Annotated in this window: 15 protein-coding genes; 5 read left to right on the top strand and 10 right to left on the bottom strand. The window is 49.9% G+C overall.

The features are described from left to right. The 10 genes from pglX (AAA927_RS09140) to AAA927_RS09095 all read right to left on the bottom strand — a co-directional run. The coding region (gene pglX, locus AAA927_RS09140) for a BREX-1 system adenine-specific DNA-methyltransferase PglX (protein ID WP_338217587.1) at window positions 1-1,907 on the bottom strand (1,907 nt) is incomplete at its 3' end. A gap of 23 nt (window positions 1,908-1,930) precedes the next feature. After that, window positions 1,931-5,551 (bottom strand): BREX system P-loop protein BrxC, encoded by a 3,621-nt coding sequence (gene brxC, locus AAA927_RS09135; protein ID WP_338217589.1) that lies wholly within the window; start codon window positions 5,549-5,551, stop codon window positions 1,931-1,933. Between the two features lies 1 nt (window position 5,552). Next, window positions 5,553-6,161 (bottom strand): DUF1788 domain-containing protein, encoded by a 609-nt coding sequence (locus tag AAA927_RS09130; RefSeq protein WP_338217586.1) that lies wholly within the window; start codon window positions 6,159-6,161, stop codon window positions 5,553-5,555. Further along, entirely contained in the window at window positions 6,154-6,756 is a 603-nt protein-coding gene (locus AAA927_RS09125; protein WP_338217585.1) for a DUF1819 family protein, read from the bottom strand. Before AAA927_RS09125 ends, AAA927_RS09130 begins: the two co-directional genes overlap by 8 nt. A gap of 185 nt (window positions 6,757-6,941) precedes the next feature. After that, window positions 6,942-10,526 carry a BREX-1 system adenine-specific DNA-methyltransferase PglX gene (gene pglX, locus AAA927_RS09120; RefSeq protein WP_338217584.1) on the bottom strand — a complete coding sequence of 1,195 codons (3,585 nt, stop codon included), beginning with the start codon at window positions 10,524-10,526 and terminating at the stop codon, window positions 6,942-6,944. 236 nt (window positions 10,527-10,762) lie between these two features. After that, window positions 10,763-11,509, bottom strand: a complete 747-nt coding sequence (gene apf / locus AAA927_RS09115) for an aggregation-promoting factor (protein ID WP_338217583.1) — start codon at window positions 11,507-11,509, stop codon at window positions 10,763-10,765. 338 nt (window positions 11,510-11,847) lie between these two features. Next, window positions 11,848-12,450: an aggregation-promoting factor gene (gene apf, locus AAA927_RS09110; RefSeq protein WP_494515716.1), complete on the bottom strand. Its 603-nt coding sequence runs from the start codon at window positions 12,448-12,450 to the stop codon at window positions 11,848-11,850. 385 nt (window positions 12,451-12,835) lie between these two features. Next, window positions 12,836-13,855 (bottom strand): aldo/keto reductase, encoded by a 1,020-nt coding sequence (locus tag AAA927_RS09105; RefSeq protein WP_338217581.1) that lies wholly within the window; start codon window positions 13,853-13,855, stop codon window positions 12,836-12,838. 29 nt (window positions 13,856-13,884) lie between these two features. Beyond that, window positions 13,885-14,694: an aldo/keto reductase gene (locus AAA927_RS09100; RefSeq protein ID WP_338217580.1), complete on the bottom strand. Its 810-nt coding sequence runs from the start codon at window positions 14,692-14,694 to the stop codon at window positions 13,885-13,887. A 228-nt stretch (window positions 14,695-14,922) separates the two neighbouring features. Further along, window positions 14,923-15,828 carry an aldo/keto reductase gene (locus AAA927_RS09095; protein WP_338217579.1) on the bottom strand — a complete coding sequence of 302 codons (906 nt, stop codon included), beginning with the start codon at window positions 15,826-15,828 and terminating at the stop codon, window positions 14,923-14,925. Window positions 15,829-16,071: 243 nt separating this feature from the next. Between AAA927_RS09095 and AAA927_RS09090 the strand changes: the two genes are divergently transcribed. From AAA927_RS09090 to AAA927_RS09070, 5 genes are all read left to right on the top strand, one after another. Continuing rightward, window positions 16,072-16,767, top strand: a complete 696-nt coding sequence (locus tag AAA927_RS09090) for a response regulator transcription factor (RefSeq protein ID WP_338217578.1) — start codon at window positions 16,072-16,074, stop codon at window positions 16,765-16,767. A 9-nt stretch (window positions 16,768-16,776) separates the two neighbouring features. Then, a complete protein-coding gene (locus tag AAA927_RS09085) occupies window positions 16,777-18,135 on the top strand; it encodes a sensor histidine kinase (RefSeq protein WP_338217577.1) in 1,359 nt (452 codons plus the stop codon). Between the two features lie 215 nt (window positions 18,136-18,350). Next, on the top strand, window positions 18,351-19,001 hold the full coding sequence (locus tag AAA927_RS09080) for a VTT domain-containing protein (protein WP_002819944.1): 651 nt from the start codon (window positions 18,351-18,353) through the stop codon (window positions 18,999-19,001). Continuing rightward, complete coding sequence (locus AAA927_RS09075; RefSeq protein ID WP_338217576.1) at window positions 18,991-19,662, top strand: phosphatase PAP2 family protein; 672 nt, start codon at window positions 18,991-18,993, stop codon at window positions 19,660-19,662. Before AAA927_RS09080 ends, AAA927_RS09075 begins: the two co-directional genes overlap by 11 nt. After that, window positions 19,644-20,591 carry a glycosyltransferase family 2 protein gene (locus AAA927_RS09070; protein WP_338217575.1) on the top strand — a complete coding sequence of 316 codons (948 nt, stop codon included), beginning with the start codon at window positions 19,644-19,646 and terminating at the stop codon, window positions 20,589-20,591. The genes AAA927_RS09075 and AAA927_RS09070 overlap by 19 nt, the downstream gene beginning before the upstream one ends. The last annotated feature ends 8 nt before the right edge of the window (window positions 20,592-20,599 follow it).

The following is a 20,599-nucleotide window of genomic DNA, read 5'->3' as shown; positions in this document are numbered from 1 at the left end:
AAGTTTGCTTGATTAGCACGATACAGATACTTGCAGTCTGGATCGTTAATGGCCTCTAAAACCTTTTGGCGCTGTACTTCCATGCCACCCTTAAAGGCCGATAGCTTCACATAGCTACCAATTTGGTCATGAGAGTTTTTGAGTACGAAAGTATCAATCGGAACGGTGGCCTCTTCAAAAGCAGAATATTCCATCTGAATAAGGCTGGAAATCGACACTGTATCGAGAATCTTAGTTCGCAGTGCTTCGTAAGTCTTGATGAACATCCAGACGAAAGGTGTCATGTAAGCCGAGTAACCATCTTTCAGGGTCATCGTGCTATTTAGCCAAATAAAGACGGAGAACAAATCTCCTGAATAGTCTTTGTAGTACTTCTTCACATAGGATTTCAGCGTCTTATCCATCTTATTAAGGTAAGGCGGATTAGTGACCACTACATCGTATTTGGCCTGTAGCACAGACGTTATTTGGACAAGACGGCTTAATTGTGCCAAATCAGGCTCACCGAGGAATAAGCTGTCTGGCTCGATATTCGAAAGACTCTCAAGCAAATGACTAGTATCAAAGTTGTGTTCAAAGTGAATAATTGATCCCAGCGTTTTTGCATCCTTAAAGCCGTCACGAATTTCAGTAAGCGATTTGAGATCTTCATCACTCAAAGCTAAGTGGTTTAAGAATTCGTCAGAAAGGTTCTTGGAGTCTTCAAAGACAAATAGATTAAGGGCTAATTCACGGTCAAAAGCACGCCGATCGTACTGCCGTACTTTCATCATGACCGCGAAGTAGGCCAACTGATAAGCGCGTTTGTCGATCTCAAGACCATAGAGATTATGGGTCGCAATCTGATCGGCGGCTTCTCGCCTTGAGTAGCCCTGCTCCTCATAAATCGCCATCAAAACATCAAAAGCGTAAACCAGAATGTGTCCCGAGCCCATCGCGTTATCCAACACTCGAAGTTTCGAAAGATCTAGCGTTCTGCTAGATTGGTGAAGCTCTCCGGGCAACAGATACTGAAGCTGATCGGAAATCTTGGAATCCGGCGTGTGCTCTAGGTAGTATCGACCAAGCGAGTTATCAACCATGTACCGAACTACCCAGTCAGTCGTGAACAGCTGTGTGGCTGCCGGAATATCGCGTTCTTTAACTGGGCCGCCATTAATATCCACTACTTCATGATGTGGCTCTTGATTGTAGTACTGGTACAGCCACCCAATAATCTCAACTTGTCCTTGGCTGTCATCTGACGCGATATCAAAATCTGCGTCCGGGATTTCATCCACCAGATTCGCAATCACGCCGCGGTTATAGCTGGGAGTGAACAAAAGTGTCATGAAATCGTCAGTCTTCTCGAAAAGTTTAGGCAGACTTTCATTCAGTTTGTTCACTTGCTTCAGGAACAGCATCCGATACATCGCGTCGAGATCGTTCGGTTGCTGGAGTTCTTGTGCCTTTTGGATTAGCGCGCGTTCTTCAGTCGAATACCGGCCAAGATCATCCTCTAAGTCCAAGGCATCACGCATGATGTCCGGCTCATTGAAGTTTTCCAAAGATGACAATACACGGGTCCGTGATGGCAGATAATCATTAACTTCCATGAAGCGAATCGCAATGATCCGATTGAACCAAGTGTAGGCTACTTCCTCAATTAAGTCCTGATACGCGGTTGCCCAATCATTTTTGGCGGCCATCTCCCGCAGGCGTTGCACAAGCGCGGTTCTGCGTGCAATATCTCGCCCTTCCAGCGGTTGAGCATTCCCAACGTAGTATTCAGCCGCCGATGTTGACCGGTCTTCCTTATCAGTTGCGCCCTGGGCCGTTATCCCCAGCTGATTAAGCTTTCGCGTCACGCCATCGATCAGATCACGGCGCGCTTGCACAGCAAATTTATTGATTACACGTTTGTCCATACTAGACTCCCATTCTTACTGGCTTAGAAGTTAATATCAACTTCATCCGCGTCGGTTAATTTTTGCTTCAGATTCTGACGCAACCGATCCAAATATTTCTCGATATCCGTATCGTTTTTGATTTGCCATAGACTTTGACCAGCGATAGATCGAGCATCAACGCTTTCAACTCTCTTTTTGGTAAAACCCGATGTAGAAGGCTGAGCAGCACCCGATGTCGTTTTATCCTTCTTATGGTCCTCATGCTGTTCCTGCTGATTTGACGGATCATCATGCTTGTCTCCAGAAACAACTGGCTTTGGTGCCGGGATATTCTCGATTGTCCGGACCATGATGTCATACTGTGCTCGAGCTTTGGATGTCGTGACATTCACATCATCGATAGCCTTGGCTTCATCAGCATCATTTCTAAGTCGATCCAATGCTTTAGTGAACTTGCTGCGTTGTTCCTCAATAACATCGGCAGCAACATCAGAGCGGCGGTCCAAATAATCAAGACCATTCTGCTTGATTTCATCGATTCTGGTCAATTGTTCATGTTGAACGCGATCAAATGCAGCGGAGAATAAGCTATCAAATTGATCATCCAAATCTTTAAGCTCATGCACCTTACCCTTGGCTCGGTTGCCCTGGATGATTTTATCCATTTTGGCGACCAGCTGTGCCAATTCAGGCTCAGCCAAATAATCCTTGGATTTATTGTAAATCCGCAGATCAGTCAGGGCATCATCCCAGATTTTCTGTGAAGGTGCACTGAAATAGAACTCCATCGTTTCAGTTTCATCGCACTCTTCGTGCCAGTCAAGCAGATCATCATAGCGTTTCATGACTGCTGCAACAAACGCATCCGAGTCTTTAGCCGCAACTAATTCATGTAAATAACCGATACCTTGCTGGATCAAATCATGGCCAGGATAGCTTGAGTTTTTCGTTTCGAAGAATTCCAAATTCTTGAGATCGCTCTTTACTTTAGTTTGCAGCTCAGTAGCAACGGTCTCGGCATCAGATTCGCTGAAGGTCTGCTTGTTGAATACTTCTCCGGCCACTTCGCGCAACTTTGTTAAGTCTCGAGAGGCAATAGCTACTTTCACTTGAATGGCAATCTTCTCAGCATATTGTTTCTTGGTGAGATACTCGGTGATTTGGACCGGCGTATTCTGCATCAGGCTGATGGTCTCACCGTTATATGTGAGCTTAATTCTGCCGTCCTTAAGCAAAGCGGCCACTAACCACTGGGTGTCCTCAGGAATATAACCGTACGGTACCCCAGCAAAACGGGTGAGGACTTCCTTTAACGTCACGTGTTGAGAACCCCGTAGTTGTAATTGAAGCCAATCGAAGACTGCGTCAACTGCCCGTGAGTTCTCATCAGTCTTGACGAAACCATTATCCGCAAGCATTTGGGTAATATCGTGTTCACTCTTGGCAGCGTCAATATAATCTAGGGAGCGATAGTTGTTGTCGATTAGCGCTTTTTCCGCCTCTTCTAGGCGAGCGTTAAAATCTCGAGTGCTGTCGATTGGGGCACCGTTGACATAAATGACGGCTTGCTCAAGGGCATTCAGCGCTCGATCTTTAGCGGTCTTGTCCAGCTCGCCCCGTTCACTACTCCGCTCAGACATTAATAAACGAAAACGTGGATCCGAATTATTGGTGTTACTCAGAAGGTAGGCTCTGATTTTTTCTGACCGGACAATCAGTCCAGTATAGGAATCCTCCTCAGGCAAAGCAATAACCAGGGCTTCCGGAGCGGTGGATTGCTGGGCATAATAACTGGTGTCACCGAAATACTCACTTCTCGGGGTAATCAGCTGAATGGTCAAACCATAATTCGATTTACCATAGGGCTGGCCATCAAGTAAACGATTAAAGCCGAAAATGTAACGGTTATGCAGCTTCGGGTAAGTGAAGCGGTCAGTAATTGCTTTGCTGGCATAGAAATAGCTCTGCAAGCTTTCTGCAACGGCACTATCACTAATACTTTCACGTTCAATGCCATCAACGATGTCCTGCTCTGCATCGGTCAAAAAGACATACACATCAAGGTGTTTTTCCACAATACCTTCTCTAACCAAAGCATTGAGCGCATCTTGCGTTTGTTTGGTTAAGGCGATGCGATCAACATTAATATCGGAAATCATCAAGGTGACGACATTGTTCAAATCCGCCTTAAAGCTTTCAAGGTACTTCACCATAAACAGAGTTTTGAGGACTTGCAGGACAAAAGGATTTTTCTCGTGATTCGGATTAAGTGACTCATTGTCTAACGCCCGCCGAATGACGATGTTATGCGTGTGATCCAAGAACTGAGCCAGGCCTTCGAAGAAGAGTGAAAACGGTACTAACTCACCTTCTTCATCGTTCATCTTGCGCATCGCAGATTCTTGGAAGATGGACAGCATCGAACGTTCCCCTTCGGAGAGGTGCTTCCCATCCGAGCCATGGGTCCGAACTGCTGTGAGCACATCCTGAAGCAGATCAAACTGATAAGGCACAAAAGGATAATTTTCGGCAAATTCCTTAGCTGAGCTGAACTTCTGCCGTGTAACGCCATCATCGAAATCAATCGCGTTGTTGATCGCAGCGGCGTTGGAGTCATACAGGCCGCCAAGCTCGTTCGTGGCGAGATCGGTTTTAGCCAGTAAACGCCGCTTAATAACCTCGTCCACGTTGGCCGAACTCAAAGCAATCCGAGTCTTGAAACGGCCTTGAATCTTGGAAAAATCTTGACCGTTCAGGTTGGTGGTGACATCACCAATCGCCTGCTGAGAGGTCACAATCACCCAAGCTTTGCCTTGGGTGGCCAAACCCAGCTCTTCAACCACTGTCTGCAAGTTCAACATCCGCTGCACCGAATCGCCAACGAACTGACCGACTTCATCGACCATGAAGGCTACCCGCCGACCGGTCTTCTGAATGAAATCATTGACCAGTTTAGCAAAGCTTTCGATGTTAATTGGATAAGGGTTAAAGAGGTTGTCAATAAAGCCTTGGGCATCCCCTTCAGACATAAAGCCGATTTCAACCAGAGCCTGGCTAATCGTGCCTTTGTTCATGGAATAGTGGTCGCGCCCGACTTGCCATTCAAGATGGTTAGTCTCTAATTCTTGGAATTTCTGTTTGAAATCTTCTAGACGACCAGCCGCATCCAGTTGCCGCTCCAGATCAGCAATCCAGGCATTTTTGTTGGAGTAACCTTGCATCTCATTGAAAACCTGCAGGAAGACATTAATGATGACGTTGTTGTCATGTTTCTCACCGGACATTGCTTTGGAGTCGATGTTGAAAAGAATCACGTCGGTGTTCGAATCAGCTGCTGCTTGCATCCGAGCGTATACCAGGGGGTCGTTGATCTTATCCTTAAAGAATTCGACGGCACTCTTGTCGTCAATCTTCCGGTTGCTCAGAATATACGACAAAATCTTCAGAAAGTGCGATTTCCCTGAACCAAAGAACCCGGAAATCCAGACCCCCATGTCATCAGTAGGCCCTTGCAATGACTTCTGATAGGCGGCAAAAAACTTGGCGAATTGATCTTGCAATTCATTAGTAACCACATATTCTTCAAGTTCAGTCCGCACGTGATTGTCCTGACCAACCTTGATGACCCCTTGAATGTCGCGATCAATTGGCTTTGCAAACATTTCAGCGATTTTCATGTTCATTCCACTCCATCCTTAAACTAAATGCCCGATAATAATTGTCATCCTCTAATGTCCCAAACATCGAGAGGTGAATGCCATCATACTTGCCCGGATAAAACATGACGACTGGCACCTGATCAATGACCTGATTCATCGTATTCAAGACTTTATGTGACCGCAATAACGGGAAGACCTGCCCAACCCCGGTAATAAATATGATGGTCGGTTCACCAGGCACTAGTGCCTTTTGAATCTTGTCAACAATGAGATTGCCTTCCTCATTCATCTCGAGGATATTGTTGATTTCCACGATTAACTGTGCCATGCCCTGTTCTTGTTCAAATTCCGGGAAGCGCTTCGTGTACCCATAATCGTTCAGAATTTCTAGCAGCAGATCATAGAGATTGAAGACGCGAACGTTCGCGCCGATCGTCGCTATGGTTGAACTGTGAGCGATGTTTGCAACGCTTTCGCGCACCCTCAATTCATCTTTAGGATCATAGTCAAAAATATAATAGCCAACTTCATTAGAGAGTCCGCGGTTTTTTTGAAAACTCGGATCCGCAATTTTTTCTCTCAGCCTTTGAAAGTCTTCGTCTAAATCAGCCATTTTCCCTCCCAGTTAAAGCATAAATGTAATTTTGATTACCCATGTCCTGCAGAATTGTTACCAGGCGCGTATCCATCAACACTCGCCGCAACCGTAATTCCTCGCCCGTTCCTTGTGCGATTCCGGCACTACGCAAATAGTTTCTGATTGTGTTTTTTAGACGTTCGATCGTGGCGGGTTGCCAGCTTGCCACGTCTTCTCGCTGTACTTGAAGATGTGAGAAGAAGCTATCAAGCTCGTAGTCTTCGAGCACTTCGTCTCCTAATACCACTGCCTCCTTAAAACAATCGAGAATAAACAGCTCGATCAAGGGATCCGTCTTCATGATGCTGATCAGAACAATTAAGCGCTGGTTTTCCGTATCTGTACTAATAAACAGTGTCTGCATCGGTTCTGGCATCGCATGAACGCGTTTGAGTAGGCAGCCAGTGACGTTCTGTCGTCTAGCCGCTGATGGCAGTTCAAACGGATTTTCATTCATGGCTCGGTGCTGGATTTCAGCATCGGTATCGCCATCCATCACCCAATTCAAAACGCTGACAAATTCAGGAAACCAGAAGCCATACTTTACTGCACCAGCCGAAAATTTTTTCATCGCGACCTCCGTTACTTCACATAATTAACCTGCCTCTATTCTATCAAATAAAGGCGGCCGAATATTACTTTGAGTGAAGACTTTTTCTCCTCCAACAGTACCTTGAACTTTCTTGTTGTTGCTACCTCCGAAAAAACGTGCTGTGGCTTTTCCACAGCACGCTACAGGTATTGACCCGTTAAGGCTTATTTCAGTGGATCCAGAAGCTTCTGTCCGCCTTGAACTTTTTCGTGATTAACCAAAACGCCATCATCCAAATCTAACTTAATGTGCATGTTAGCAACGTGCTGAAGTGAAATATCATACTTCGTGATTTCATCCAGCTGTTTATCCAGCTTAGCAACTTCTTTAGTCATAGCGTTACGCTGCTTAGCATTGGCTTCGACTTCGATCATATTCTTAAGTTGCGTCCGGCGATTACCGTATGCTTCTTGGAGAGGATGCAAGTACAAGGTTCGGACCATTGCGAGGGTGTTCTCATCGTATCGATGAAGATACATCAACGCTCGGAACCCACCCTGACGGCCAGAGGATAGTTGCCAGTATATCGGGCGCTTCTGATAAGTGGAAAGATGATCCTTTTTGTAGAAGTCATCAAGGAAGTACTTTCGGATTTGTTCCTCTGGGTTATCACCCTTCTTACCTAAAGCGTCGGCGATGAAGCGAAGATTTTCACTGAGATGTTCTGTACCGAAAGTAGTCGTCAGAAATTCCTTCAATCGATTGATAATGTCACGTTGATCACCAAAATAGTCCTCATCAGTCAACAGAATCAAATCATCTGTATTTGGTTTAAACGTTTGATACTTCGAAGCGTCCCATTCACCACCCGCAAAGGCCAGTCCAGGCACATCAAGCGAATATCGGCCAAACACGACGCCGATGAAATAGGACAAGAAGGCCTTGATGTCTCGTGGCAGGTCCGCCTTACGCACAGAAACATCTTTGTCAGCAACCTCTGGAGTTAGCTCATCTTGAAGGCCGTAGAGATCGATGAAGATACGATTCAGTGCCTCTTCGTTTGCTTTCAGCTGGTTAAACCGATCTGCGGCTTCTTGCGCCCACTGATTATAGGCCATTTCAAGCACCGAATTTGAAGCACGCTTCTCACCATGTCCCAACAACACATTTACCTTAAAGCCTTCTGAATATTCAAAGCTATTCCAATCATTCTGTGTCAATTCAATTGCCTTATTCACGCCGAGCATAACTGCAGCGTAACGTTCCCCAGAGGGAAACAGAATAGGAAGGAGCTTAAGATCGCCGACTTGTTTATTCATAGTTTCATTTAGGACATCCATTAGCGCTGGGTAGACGCTTGAATTCATAAATGAAATTATTAAGTTTGTCTTTGAATCGTCTTTCAAGAGAGCAAACGGCGCAGCATCACCCTGGATCCACCCATCTTCATTAATCCGAGCACTGAGTCTGCCAGATGTTATCTTATTCCAAACAACGCTACGTTTTCTGTACATGTTCTCATTCGGTATAATCGAACCCGAAAATTCTTTAATTTCTTCGCCGTTATCTCCCCATGGTACAACTTCAGTCACATTTCCAAACCAACGGCGGTATGGTCCACCGTTGTTAAACAGCACCCATCTTTTATGATCATCTCTCGCCTGTTGCAGGTTATTCTTTGCAACTTCCCACCATTTGTGCACGAAGCGAATTGCATCTCCAGTCTGTAACCCGCGCCGTGGAAAAGCCAAATCTTCGAGCGGGGTTCCTGTTAAAAATGCTTTGTGGATCGAATCAGACGCCCAGTACGCGATTCGCTTTCCAGGAAAATCCGAAAAGTTTGCTTGATTAGCACGATTGAACCGGTTGCCTTCGATCGGCAAACTTGTTGGAATCTTGTCCCCAGCAACATCACCAGTCTTAATTTGATGATAGGTCCCAATAAAGCCATTCAATTCCGCATTCCGGGTGATCGTCACAGCGGTCCCGAAGGCAATTCCCATTACGTTGTTTTCCATATGCATCAAATTGGATATTGTTCGAGAATTCAAAAGCCGAATTCTTAACCGTTCAAAACTCGATAAGAACATCCAAGACTGCATGGTAACCATTGCCACATATCCACCCCTGTCAACACATTGATTAAAGTGCTGTAAAAACATGGCAAATAAATCAGATTTAGACTCCGGGTATTGCTCCTTAGCAAATTCTGCTAGATAAGAATTCATTCTTGATGAACCCATATAAGGTGGATTAGTTACAACGACTTCATATTTTTGGCGTAGCATATTCGTCAGGCTAATCAAAGCATCAATCTGGTCACGTAATTGATCTGCAAGAATTGTCTGAGTATCCTGAACCTTGTTACGAATGGCTTTAAAAGCTTCAATATCAATAGCAGAAACATTGGTTAGCGACCCGGTCAAATCGGCATGAGCAAAAGCAGCGCCAAGGCTGACAAGCGTTTGTACCTCAGTCTCCGCTAATTCAGGGAAAGCAGTTGTGATCTCGGTCTTGGAAAGCTGGGCCGCCTTCCCCACCTTCGATACTCGGGGACGAATCTCCAGATTAAGGGCACGGCGATTATATTTCCGAAACTTCATCATCACGGAGAAATAGGCCAGCTGAAAAGCTCGTTTATCGATATCCAGGCCAAAGAGATTGGACTCTACAATCAGCTTGGCCGCTTCCTGCTTGGAATAACCTTCACGTTGATAAATTGGCACAAGCATGTCGAATGCATAAACTAAGATATGTCCAGATCCCATGGACGGGTCTAGAATTGTTAGTTGTTCTGGCTTTAGTGTCCTGAGCGTGACACCATCCAAATCGGCAAGCTTTTCTTTTGTCTCGGCCGGCTGATCTGCGTCCGGCATGTAAAACTGCCAGTCAAACTCTTGTGCCAAATCAGTTTCGTTTAGATTATTATCAAGACTGATTAGATGTTCAATCCAGAGCTTCCCAGCTGAGTTTTGAACCATATACTTGACAATCCAATCAGGCGTAAAAATCTGTGTTGCTGACGCGATTTCCTGACCTCGGAATTTGTGCGCCTTTGGAGAGCTGATTGCAGCGTCTTTTTGTTCTTGGTTGTAATACTGATACAGCCATCCAAGAATCTCGACTTGTCCTTGGCTGTCATCTGACGCGATATCAAAATCCGCTTCTGGAATCTCTGCCACCAAGTTCGCAATCACGCCGCGGTTATAGCTGGGAGTGAACAAAAGCGTCATGAAATCGTCGGTTTTTTCAAAGAGCTTAGGCAGGCTTTCATTCAGTTTGTTCACTTGCTTCAGGAACAGCATGCGATACATTGCATCAAGGTCATTCGGCTGCTGGAGTTCTTGTGCTTTTTGAATTAATGCGCGTTCCTCAGCCGTATACTGGCCAAGATCATCCTCTAAGTCCAGGGCATCACGCATGATGTCAGGCTCATTGAGGTTCTCTAAAGAAGACAATACCCGTGTCCGCGATGGCAGATAGTCATTAACTTCCATGAAGCGAATCGCAATGATCCGGTTGAACCAGGTATAGGATACTTCCTCAATTAAATCCCGATACGCCGTTGCCCATTCACTTTTGGCGGCCATCTCACGCAAGCGCTGGACAAGTGCAGACCGGCGGGCAATGTCTCGGCCTTCCAGTGGTTGAGTGTTTCCGACGTAATACTCAGCCGTCGACGTTGACCGTTCTTCCTTGTCAGCTACACCCTGGGCCGTTATCCCCAGCTGATTAAGCCTTCGCGTCACGCCATCAATCAGATCACGGCGCGCTTGCACAGCAAATTTATTGATTACACGTTTGTCCATATCGGTCTCCCATTCTTACCCAACCAAAGTTTCATATCAATTCGTCCTGATAAATCTGTCTCTATTCTACCAAAGAATACCCTTTGTACATTAACCCAGGTGAAGATTTCGTTTACCAGTTGGAACCACTATTGAACCTTCTGATATGAAGTGAATTTTCAAAGATCACCAGACAGAAAAGGCGCGTCATGGTTTCCCACAACGCGCTCTCCCTATAGGCTATTCAGTTTTAAATTTTAGTACCACCCGTAAGCGTTAGAGTGAGCCAACGCCTTGCTCCAGCTCCCATACCGGCTAGTCACATACTGATCCGCAACCTTTTCCTGGTTAGCGGCGGACAAATCACCGTTCAAGTAAGAAACAGTAAGTTGGTATTTCCCATAGTACTGACCGTTGCGGGCGGTGTAAGAGCCGCCGGATTCGCGGGAAGCGATGACGGACTTGGCCCAGGCTTCGCTGCCAGTGGCGGTGCTTTGGTATGACGCGCTCGACTGGGTCGTCGTGGTGGCCTTGGTGGTTGTGTAGGTCTTGGCCGCCGTCGTGGTTTGCTTAGGAGCCACATACTGGCTGGCAGTCGTAGTCTTAGCTGCTGTTGTCGTTGTCGTGCTGGTCTGAGCGGCGACCATATTAGCCAGCTTCAAGATCTGACCCACAGTAATCAGATCAGCGTTGTTCAAGTTGTTCAATGAAACCAACGTGGCCTGACTGACGCCGGTACTAGAGGCAATGCCAGACAAGGTGTCGCCTGCCTTAACGGTGTAGGTCGAAGCGCTCGTTCTGGTCGCTTCATCGGTGAGCGTCAAAGTTTGACCGACAGACAATAAGTTTTGATTGGAAAGTTTGTTGCTGGTGGCCAACTTCGCAACGCTGGTGTGGTTAGCGGCCGCGATGGCAGACAAGGTGTCACCGGATTTAACGGTGTAACTGCCTGTTGTGGCGGCGCTAACGGGATTGGCTTGACCTAAGACAACTGCGGTGCTCAAAGCCGCTGCGGTAGAAAAGAGCCATGCTAAACGTGATTTAATAATAATCGTTCACTCCTATGCGTGTTTGCTTGTTAACTAATCAACACCAACCATGTTAACGGCCAGAGGTCACAGCCACACCACAGGAGCATTACGATTCTCAGTAATCTTGTCTTATTGTCATCGAATTGTCGTAATTAAATCGACGTAATATCAGTATTAATTTCGCAACAATCCGTCACACCGCCAAGACCTAACATGCTCAAACACTGCCACCACCGCCCTCTGACCAGAATCTAAAAGCGCGTCATGGTTGCCCACAACGCGCTCGACTTTGCTTTATTTAGATTAAACGATTAGTACCAACCGTAAGCATTGGAATGGGCCAGTGCCTTCGTCCAGCTACCGTAGCGGCTCGTCACATACTGATCAGCCACGCGTTCCTGATTGGCCGCGGACAAATCGCCGTTCAGGTAAGAAACGGTCAATTGGTATTTACCATAGTACTTACCATTGCGCGCCGTGTAGGAACCGCCAGATTCGCGCTTAGCGATGGTGGCCTTGGCCCAAGCTTCGTTGCCTGTAGCACTGCTGTGGTAGGCCGTCGCCGTCACCTTGGCCGTCGTGGCCGTTGTGGCAACAGTTTGCTTCACGGCTACCGGCTGCGTGGTGCTCTTTTTAACCGCCGCCGCTGGTGTGCTGGTAGCTGAGGTGGTTGCCGCGGTACCGGTGAGCTTCAAGACCTGACCGACCGAAATGAAGTTGGCATCTTTCAGGTTGTTAAACGCAACCAAGTTAGCCTGACTCACCCCGGTACTTTCCGCGATCCCAGAAATGGTGTCGCCGGACTTAACGGTGTAAGTTGTCGGCGCCGCTGGCTTGGCGGCCGCCGCGGTTTTCTCCGCCACCGGCTTGACCGTTGCCTGCTGGGTTTGAATGGCCTGCGTGCTGGTCGCCAACTTCACCACGTTGGTTTGATTGGCAGCGGCAATGGCGGTCAAACCGTCATCGAATTTGACGTTGTAATTGTTGTCGTCGGCGGCGTCCACCGTTTTGGTTTGTCCCACGACGGCGGCGGTGCCAAGTGCGGCCGCGGTAGTCATGAGCCATGCTAGACTTGACTTTTTGATAATCTTTCACTCCTAATGGATGGTTTGATTAACTAATCTCCATTCACCATGTTAACGACTGGAGGTCACAGCCATGACACAGGAAGATTACATTTTTCATCAATCTTGTCTTATTGTCATCAAATTGTCGTATTCGCACTCAAATGATTGTTATCAGGCTGTCAATGCCACCAAAAAAGGGTGGCCAGTCTATCCGGTCACCCTCTCGCACGATTTATTTAGTGGTTTTTGGGGCGTCAGCGTCCAAAAGTGTGACGCCAGCCGCTGGATTGTGGTCAATCGCGCCGATCACCTTATGCGGCACGTATGGTTCTTCCAGATAGGCAATGTCGGCTGGCGTCAGCTGCACCTTGAAGGCGCCAGCGGCATCATCGAGGTACTTGGCCTTGGTGGCGCCAATGATTGGCGCGGCCACACCTTTCGCCCACTCCCACGCGATGCTGATCTGGGCCATGGTGGCGTCATGCTTTTCGGCCAACTCATGCACCCGCTTCGTGATTTCCAAATCGTATTGTTTGGTGTGGTCGTACTTACCGCTTGCCACACGGTCGGTGCGACTGCGCAAGGTATCGGTGCTCCAGCTTGGCCGCGCCAAACGACCAGCGGCGAGTGGGCTGTATGGCATCAGCGAGACGCCCATTTGCTGGCACAGCGGAATCATTTCCCGCTCGTCTTCGCGGTACAACAGGTTGTAATGATTTTCCATCGTGGAAAATGACGTCCAGCCGTTGTCACGCGCGGCCAGTTGCATGTTGTAGAACTGATAAGCGTACATCGCCGAGGCGCCAAGGGCCCGGACCTTACCGGCTTTCACCAGACCATCCAGTGCGGCCATGGTTTCTTCAATTGGGGTGTCATAATCGAAGCGGTGGATGATGTACAGATCCAAATAGTCCGTCCCCAGCCGCTTCAAAGTGCCATCAATTTCACGGTTGATGGCTTCCTTGGATAGCCGGCCCGGGTTGAAGTAAACCTTCGAGGCAATGACCACTTTGTCGCGGGTGGTTAGCTCCTTCAACGCGGCGCCGAGGTATTCCTCAGAGGTCCCGGCCGAATACGTATTGGCGGTGTCGAAAAAGTTCAGACCCAAGTCCAACGCATCACCGATGACTTGCTTGCTTTGGGCTGGATCCAAGGTCCAGTCGTGCATGGTACCAGCTTTGCCAAAACTCATCGCGCCCACGCAAAGCTTGGGCACCTTGATGTCAGTATGACCGAGTGTGGTGTATTCCATCGCGTTTTCCTCCCCTTTAAGTGGTGCGATTAATCCCACGCGTTGAGCAGCGCCATATCGGCATCGGAAATGACGAAGCCATCCACATCCGCATTATTCTGCGCGTGTTCAAGGTGCGAGGCTTTCGGCAGCGGCAGCACACCATTTTGCAGGCAGAAACGAATCGCCAGCTGGGCGGTGGTAACACCATACTGATCAGCAATCGTCTGAATACGGTCGTTGCCAATCAGACGGCCGGTGGCTAGCGGTGAATAAGCTTCAACTAGCAGGCCTGCCTCCTGCGCAAACTTGGTCACAGCCGGTTCAGTGTTGCCGATGAAATAGCGAATCTGATTGACCATCGGCTTAACCGTGGCGTCGGCAAACACATTTTCCATCTCATGAACGCCGAAGTTAGAAATACCAATCGCCTTGGCCTTGCCGGATTGGTAAATCTCTTCCATCGCCCGCCAGACTTCACGGTTTTCCTGATCGTAGTTGGTACCTGCTTTTGCCCATGGCCATGGGGCGTGGACCAGGTACAGGTCGACATAGTCCAAGTCCAAGGCTTGCATGCTGGATTCAAAATCCTTCAGCGCGCCTTCGTAAGTCTTGGTTTCCGCCGGCAACTTGGTGGTGACGAACACGTCAGACCGCGCCAGGCCGGAAGCTTTGATGGCCAAGCCGACTTCGTGTTCATTATGATAGGCCTTGGCGGTATCGATATGGCGATAGCCAGCCTTTAGGGCATCGGCGACGGCGCGCTGGGCGATTGAGGCTGGCACCTGCCAGGTCCCGAAGCCGAGTTGCGGAATTTTGACGCCATTGCTTAAGGTGTAAGTATCAGTTAGTTTCGACATGATAATCCTCCTTTGATTGCGGCCAGACTGCCACTCAGCCCAGCCATCACTAACTTAAGTATAGCGCAATGTGTGAAGGCGGTAACATGCTTAGTACAAGTCACGGCTATAACTTGCAGGCATACTGCAGGATAATCGCCACCCTGATAGCAAAAAAGCACTAGGTATTCGGGTTGCAAGGACCGAACGCCTGGTGCGTATCAATTGCTTGTTCGGATGAGCACCGCGTTAAAACGCAGCGAACAACTGGTCAATCTGCTGGTACTGGGCCGGCGTCAGGGTTACGGTTAACGCCTTGGCATTGGCCAGCACTTGCGCTGGTTTGCGGGCGCCAGGAATCACCGTGGCAATCGCCGGATTTTGCAGGTACCAAGCCAAAATCACTTGCGCCACGGTGGCATCCAAGCCTGCCGCGATGCCCTTGATTTGTTCCAGCGCGGTCATGATTTCCGCATACTGGGCAGGCGTGAATTGCTTGAACTTGGCCTGGTCTGCCGCGCTGTACTTGCCAGTCAGCAAGCCTGATGCCAGCGGGAAGTACGGTACGAAGGCGATGTGGGCCTGCTGCAGATATGGCCAGACACTGTTTTCTAGACCGCGATGCACGAGGCTGTAGTGGTCCTCGACTACATCCACATAGCCGTCCAAGTTGGCTTCTTTGATTTGTGCCAAGGAGAAATTCGACACGCCAATCGCCCGAATCTTGCCGGCTTGCTTGAGCTGCTGCAGCGCGGCCACAGCTTCGTTTTTCGGCGTGGTGGCGTCAGGGAAGTGAATGTAGAAGATGTCGATGTAATCCGTTTGCAGCCGCTTGAGCGCGTCCTCCACTGCCTGGGTCAAAAACGCCGGCGTGTTGTTGGGCTTCAAGTCGTTAGCCGGATCTTGGGCAGCTTTAGTCGCAATCAGAATTTTACTGCGATCGTAATCCTTCACCACTTGGCCAATAATGCGCTCAGACTGGCCGAGTCCGTACATGTAGGCGGTGTCCAGCAGCGTGATGCCAGAATCTAGCGTTTGGCGGACCACGGCCGCGCCGTCTTCATCCTTCAAATTAGGGAAAAGATTGTGGCCGCCGACCTTGTTGGTGCCAAGGCCGAGCTTAGGTAAAGCTAATGTCGTTTTCGTGTTTGTCATGATTGACCTCCGCTTAAGCTAATGTTCACTTACTTATTGTAAACTGATAGTTTCACATTTTCAAAGCGCCGCTGACCTGGTTGGCCGATCCGCACTGGTGCTGAAGCCCGCCGGCATCACGGCTGGCGGCGATTCTGAATTTTCTTCAGATTCACTTTAGTTTCTGCCAGTGGCGACTGGCCCCTAAAAGTCTTATATTGAAGACAACCAATACGAGGCACGATTCACATAGGGAGAAGACCATTGAAATCTACCATTTTACTAGTCGAAGACGAGGCGGGCTTAGCCGACTCACTCAAAACCGAATTCGAGCTCGAGAACTTCACTGTGCTTTGGGCCAATGACGGTTTAGTTGCGCTGGACATGTTCCGGCAGAATGAGGCCCAGATCGATTTGATTATTTTGGACTGGATGTTGCCGCACCTGGACGGCTTCAGCGTGCTGCGTCGCATTCGCAAAACCAGCCAGGTACCCATCATCATGCTGACGGCGCGGGACTACATCGGCGATAAAGTGGCCGGTTTGACCGGCGGCGCCGACGATTACGTGACCAAGCCGTTTGAAATGGAAGAACTGATTGCGCGGGTCGAAGTGGCACTGCGCCATTCGCAGCCGGCGGCCACCACTGCCGCCGTGTATACCGCGGGCAATTTGAACGTGGATACCGAGGCCAAACGCGTCACCCGGGGCGGCACCATCATCCCCCTCACCCAGCGGGAATACGAGCTGCTGGTGGCGCTCATCAGCCATCAAAACGAACCCTGTTCACGCGAGGATTTACTGGACACGGTGTGGGGCGTTGATTTTGACGGCCAACCGAACATCCTAGACGTCTACGTCCGCAATCTCCGGAGCAAAATCGACACCCCCAACCAGCCCAAGCTGATTCACACCGTGCGCGGCGTGGGCTACATGCTCTCCGAACACGTCGCAGAATAAGGCAGCGATATGAAAAAAAACAAACAATCCAGCGCGGCGATCATGCTGCGTAGCTTAATGCGCCTGATTATCATTGTGACCTTGCTGCTTGGGGCTGGCATCATCATCGCCGTGGGCCATCAGCTCCTGGAAGAGGTCCGCACCACCACCAGCCATATCAGCGCCAGCCTCAAGCAAACCGACATTGATGGCGATGATGACTGGGAAAACTGGCGCAAAAACAGCACCCTGGACACCAGCGCCACTTATGTTTATGTCCACAACAAGCGCGCCGATGCCAAAGTCAGTCAATACTTCTCCCCGCACGCGGAAAAAGTCTTGAAAGTCACGCCGACGAAGGTACCCTTTTTAACCAATGTGTATTATCGCCCAGGCATCGGGCTACTGTACCACCGCATGGTACACGCGCGCGGCATCTACTACACGCTGTGGCAAAACATGAATCCCCAGCTGGCCGTGCTGCTGCGCGTGATTGAAGTCACTGCCATCTTGCTGGCGTTCACGCTGCTGGCCACGCCACTGTATATTCGCCGGCTCACCAAGCGGCTGACAGATCCTTTGACCACGTTATCGCACACAACCCAGATGATTGCCGGGGCCAAGGAACCTGGCGCGATGCAGCTGCCGGTACCGGCGCAACCGACCGAAGTGACGGAACTCGCCGGCAATTTCAACGAACTCTTAAGCATGTTGAATGAACGCCAGGAGCAGCAAAAACTGTTTGTGATGAACGCAGCGCATGAGCTGCGGACCCCGATTGCCACTATTCGCAGCCACGCCCAACTGATTGAGCGCCACGGTAAGGATCACCCGGAGATTATCGCCAAGTCGGTGGGCTACATTACCGAAGAATCGCGGCAAATGCAGCAGTTGATTGATGAACTCCTGCAGCTCTCCCGCGCCGACCGCCTGGCGCTTGACCTGACGAAGCTTGATCTGAGTGCCACGGTGTCTGCCATCATGCAAAAAATCGCTGGCACCTTCGAGCAAACCGTCACCACGGAAATCCAGCCCGACATCCACATCACCGGCAACCAAAGCGCAATTGAACAAATTCTGGTCAACCTGGTCACCAACGCTGCCAAGTATTCGCCAGCTGATAGCCAAATCACCGTCACCCTCTCGCAGCAAGCCGGTGAGGCGCCAGCACTGGCAGTGAAAGATCAAGGTAGCGGCATCAGTGCTGAAGATAAGAGTCATATTTTCGAACGCTTCTACCGCAGCGCCGATGTCCGCGGCACCGTGGCCGGCACCGGTTTAGGCCTGGCGATTGCCACCCAACTCGCCCAGCTCAGCAATAGTGAGCTGACCGTTGCCGACAATCAACCGCATGGCACCATTTTCACCTTGATTTTCCCCACCAAATAAACAGTTACGCGCCGCTCAAAAATATTTTTGAGCGGTTTTTTTGAGCCAAATATTAGTAATCTGAATATTTTTCAGCTAAATTACCCTTGATACCGGCACTCCCGCGCTGAAAGCTGAAAATTATTGAGTTTCGCGTTAGTTTTCATGAGTGGGAGCGCCGAGGAAATGCCGTTATGCTGGGTTCATCCTGAAAGTTCAGTCAAGGGGGACACATCATGACCGCACTCATTACCCTGCTGCCTAACCTTAATCAATTGTTGCCGCAGCTCATCAGTCAATTCGGCTCACTCATCTATCTGGGCTTGTTCGCCATGATCTTCATTGAAACCGGCGTCGTGGTGCTGCCTTTTCTGCCTGGCGACTCGCTCCTGTTTCTCTGCGGCTCGCTGGCGGCGATGGCCAATCACAGTTTGAACATCTGGGTGCTGTTCGGCCTGCTCAGTGTGGCCGCGGTACTCGGGGATTCGCTTAACTTTGAAATCGGTGAACACTTCGGCTTGCGCCTCGCGCACAGTGCCAAGCTGAGCCGCTTCATCAAACCAGCCTACCTTGAACGTTCGCAGCGGTTCTTCGACCGGCACGGTAAAGCCGCAATTTTCCTTGGCCGCTTCATGCCAATCATCCGCACCTTCATCCCCTTCACTGCCGGCGTGAGCCAGATGCGCTACCGCGACTTTGCCGCCTACAACGTGCTTGGCGGCGTGACTTGGGTGGCCGTGGCGCTGGGTGCCGGCTACCTGTTCGGCAACATTGCCATTGTCAAAACCCATTTTGAGCTGATCATGCTTGCCATCGTTGTCATTTCCTTGGCACCTGCCGCCTTCATGGCGCTGCGCCATCGCGGAGGTGCCGCCGATGCCGATTAAAACCAAAACCATGCTCGGCGGACTTAGCCTGATGGCCTTTGCCGCCTTAGCCCTCGGCGTCATCACGCATGCCGCCTGGCTTGGGCAATTAGATGCCACCGCCAGCACTTTTGCCACTCGGGCAATCGATCCGACCAATACCGCCATTTTCAAGGTCGTCGCGACCCTTGGCAGTCCTGCCACCGTGATCGGCCTGACTGCGCTGCTGTGTCTGTGGCTGTGGTTCAAGCAAGGACCTGTCATCAGCCTGTGGTTCGCTGGCCTGCAGCTCGGCGGCTCCGCCATTACGGAAGGCTTCAAGTTGCTAATTGACCGCAGTCGCCCGCTGCATCAGCTGGTGCTGGATCACGGCGCTAGCTTCCCTAGCGGTCACACGTTTTGCACGGCGCTGCTGGTGTTCACCTTGTGGACATTATGCCTGCCGCACATTCAAGACCAGGAAAGCCAACTCATCACCATTTTGATTGGGATCGGTTGGATTGCGATGGTGGCCATTTCGCGGGTGTATCTGCGCGACCACTACCTCTCTGATGTGCTTGCCAGCGTGTGCTTAGCTGGCGGCTGGTGGCTGCTCGTCACGCCCGCTCAAGCCTTTATTCAAACCAAAATGCGTCAGTTTTTACCGGAAAGGATGTTGAAATCATGGCCACATCAAAATTAACGATTGTCGTTCCAGCCTACAATGAAGAGGAGGTGCTGACCTCCTCGGTGCAAAAATTACTGGCGGTTGAAGACCAAATCGCCGCGCAAACCGTCCTGGGCCAGCGCGCCGACATCCTGATCGTTGATGATGGCTCCAAGGATCATACTTGGGAAATCATCGAAAAACTGCACGCCACGAATTCTCGCGTGCGCGGGCTACGCTTTTCTCGCAACTTCGGCCACCAGTCGGCGCTCATTGCCGGCATGAGTGAAGCGGTGAAAACCGCCGACATGATTGTCACCATCGATGCCGATCTTCAAGATGATCCCGACAAAATCGTCGACATGGTGGATGCCTACGCTGATGGCGCCGATATCGTCTACGGCGTCCGTAACAACCGCGAAACCGACAGCTGGTTCAAGCGCACCACGGCCCAAGGCTACTACAAGACACTGAAACTGCTGGGGGTTGAACTCGTGCCGAACCACGCCGATTTTCGCCTCATGTCCAAACGCGCAGTTGAAACCTTCCTGCAGTATCCAGAACGCAACATTTTCATTCGCGGCCTGATTCCTAAGCTCGGCTTCAAGACTGCCAAAGTCTTCTACAAGCGCACGCCGCGCATGGCCGGCGAATCCAAGTACCCGCTGAAAAAAATGTTGGCCTTTGCCTGGGATGGCATTACCAGCCTGACCATTGCCCCAGTGCGGCTCATTCTCATTCTCGGCACCTTGGCTTGCTTGCTAGCAGTGGGCATGGTGGTTTACGCCATTGTCATGAAAATGCTGGGGCTCACCGTGCACGGCTGGTCGTCCTTGATGGTTTCGCTGTGGTTCATCGGTGGGGTCCAAATGATCAGCCTCGGGGTGATCGGTGAATATATCGGCAAGCTCACCACTGAAGTTAAACATCGTCCACGTTACACGGTGCAAACGATTCTGGATTAAGGTGAGGG

Source organism: Lacticaseibacillus salsurivasis (genome assembly GCF_036246225.1).
Lineage (GTDB): Bacteria > Bacillota > Bacilli > Lactobacillales > Lactobacillaceae > Lacticaseibacillus > Lacticaseibacillus salsurivasis.
The sequence above is the reverse complement of the archived record's forward strand: the minus strand, read 5'-3'. Positions and strand labels throughout refer to the sequence as shown.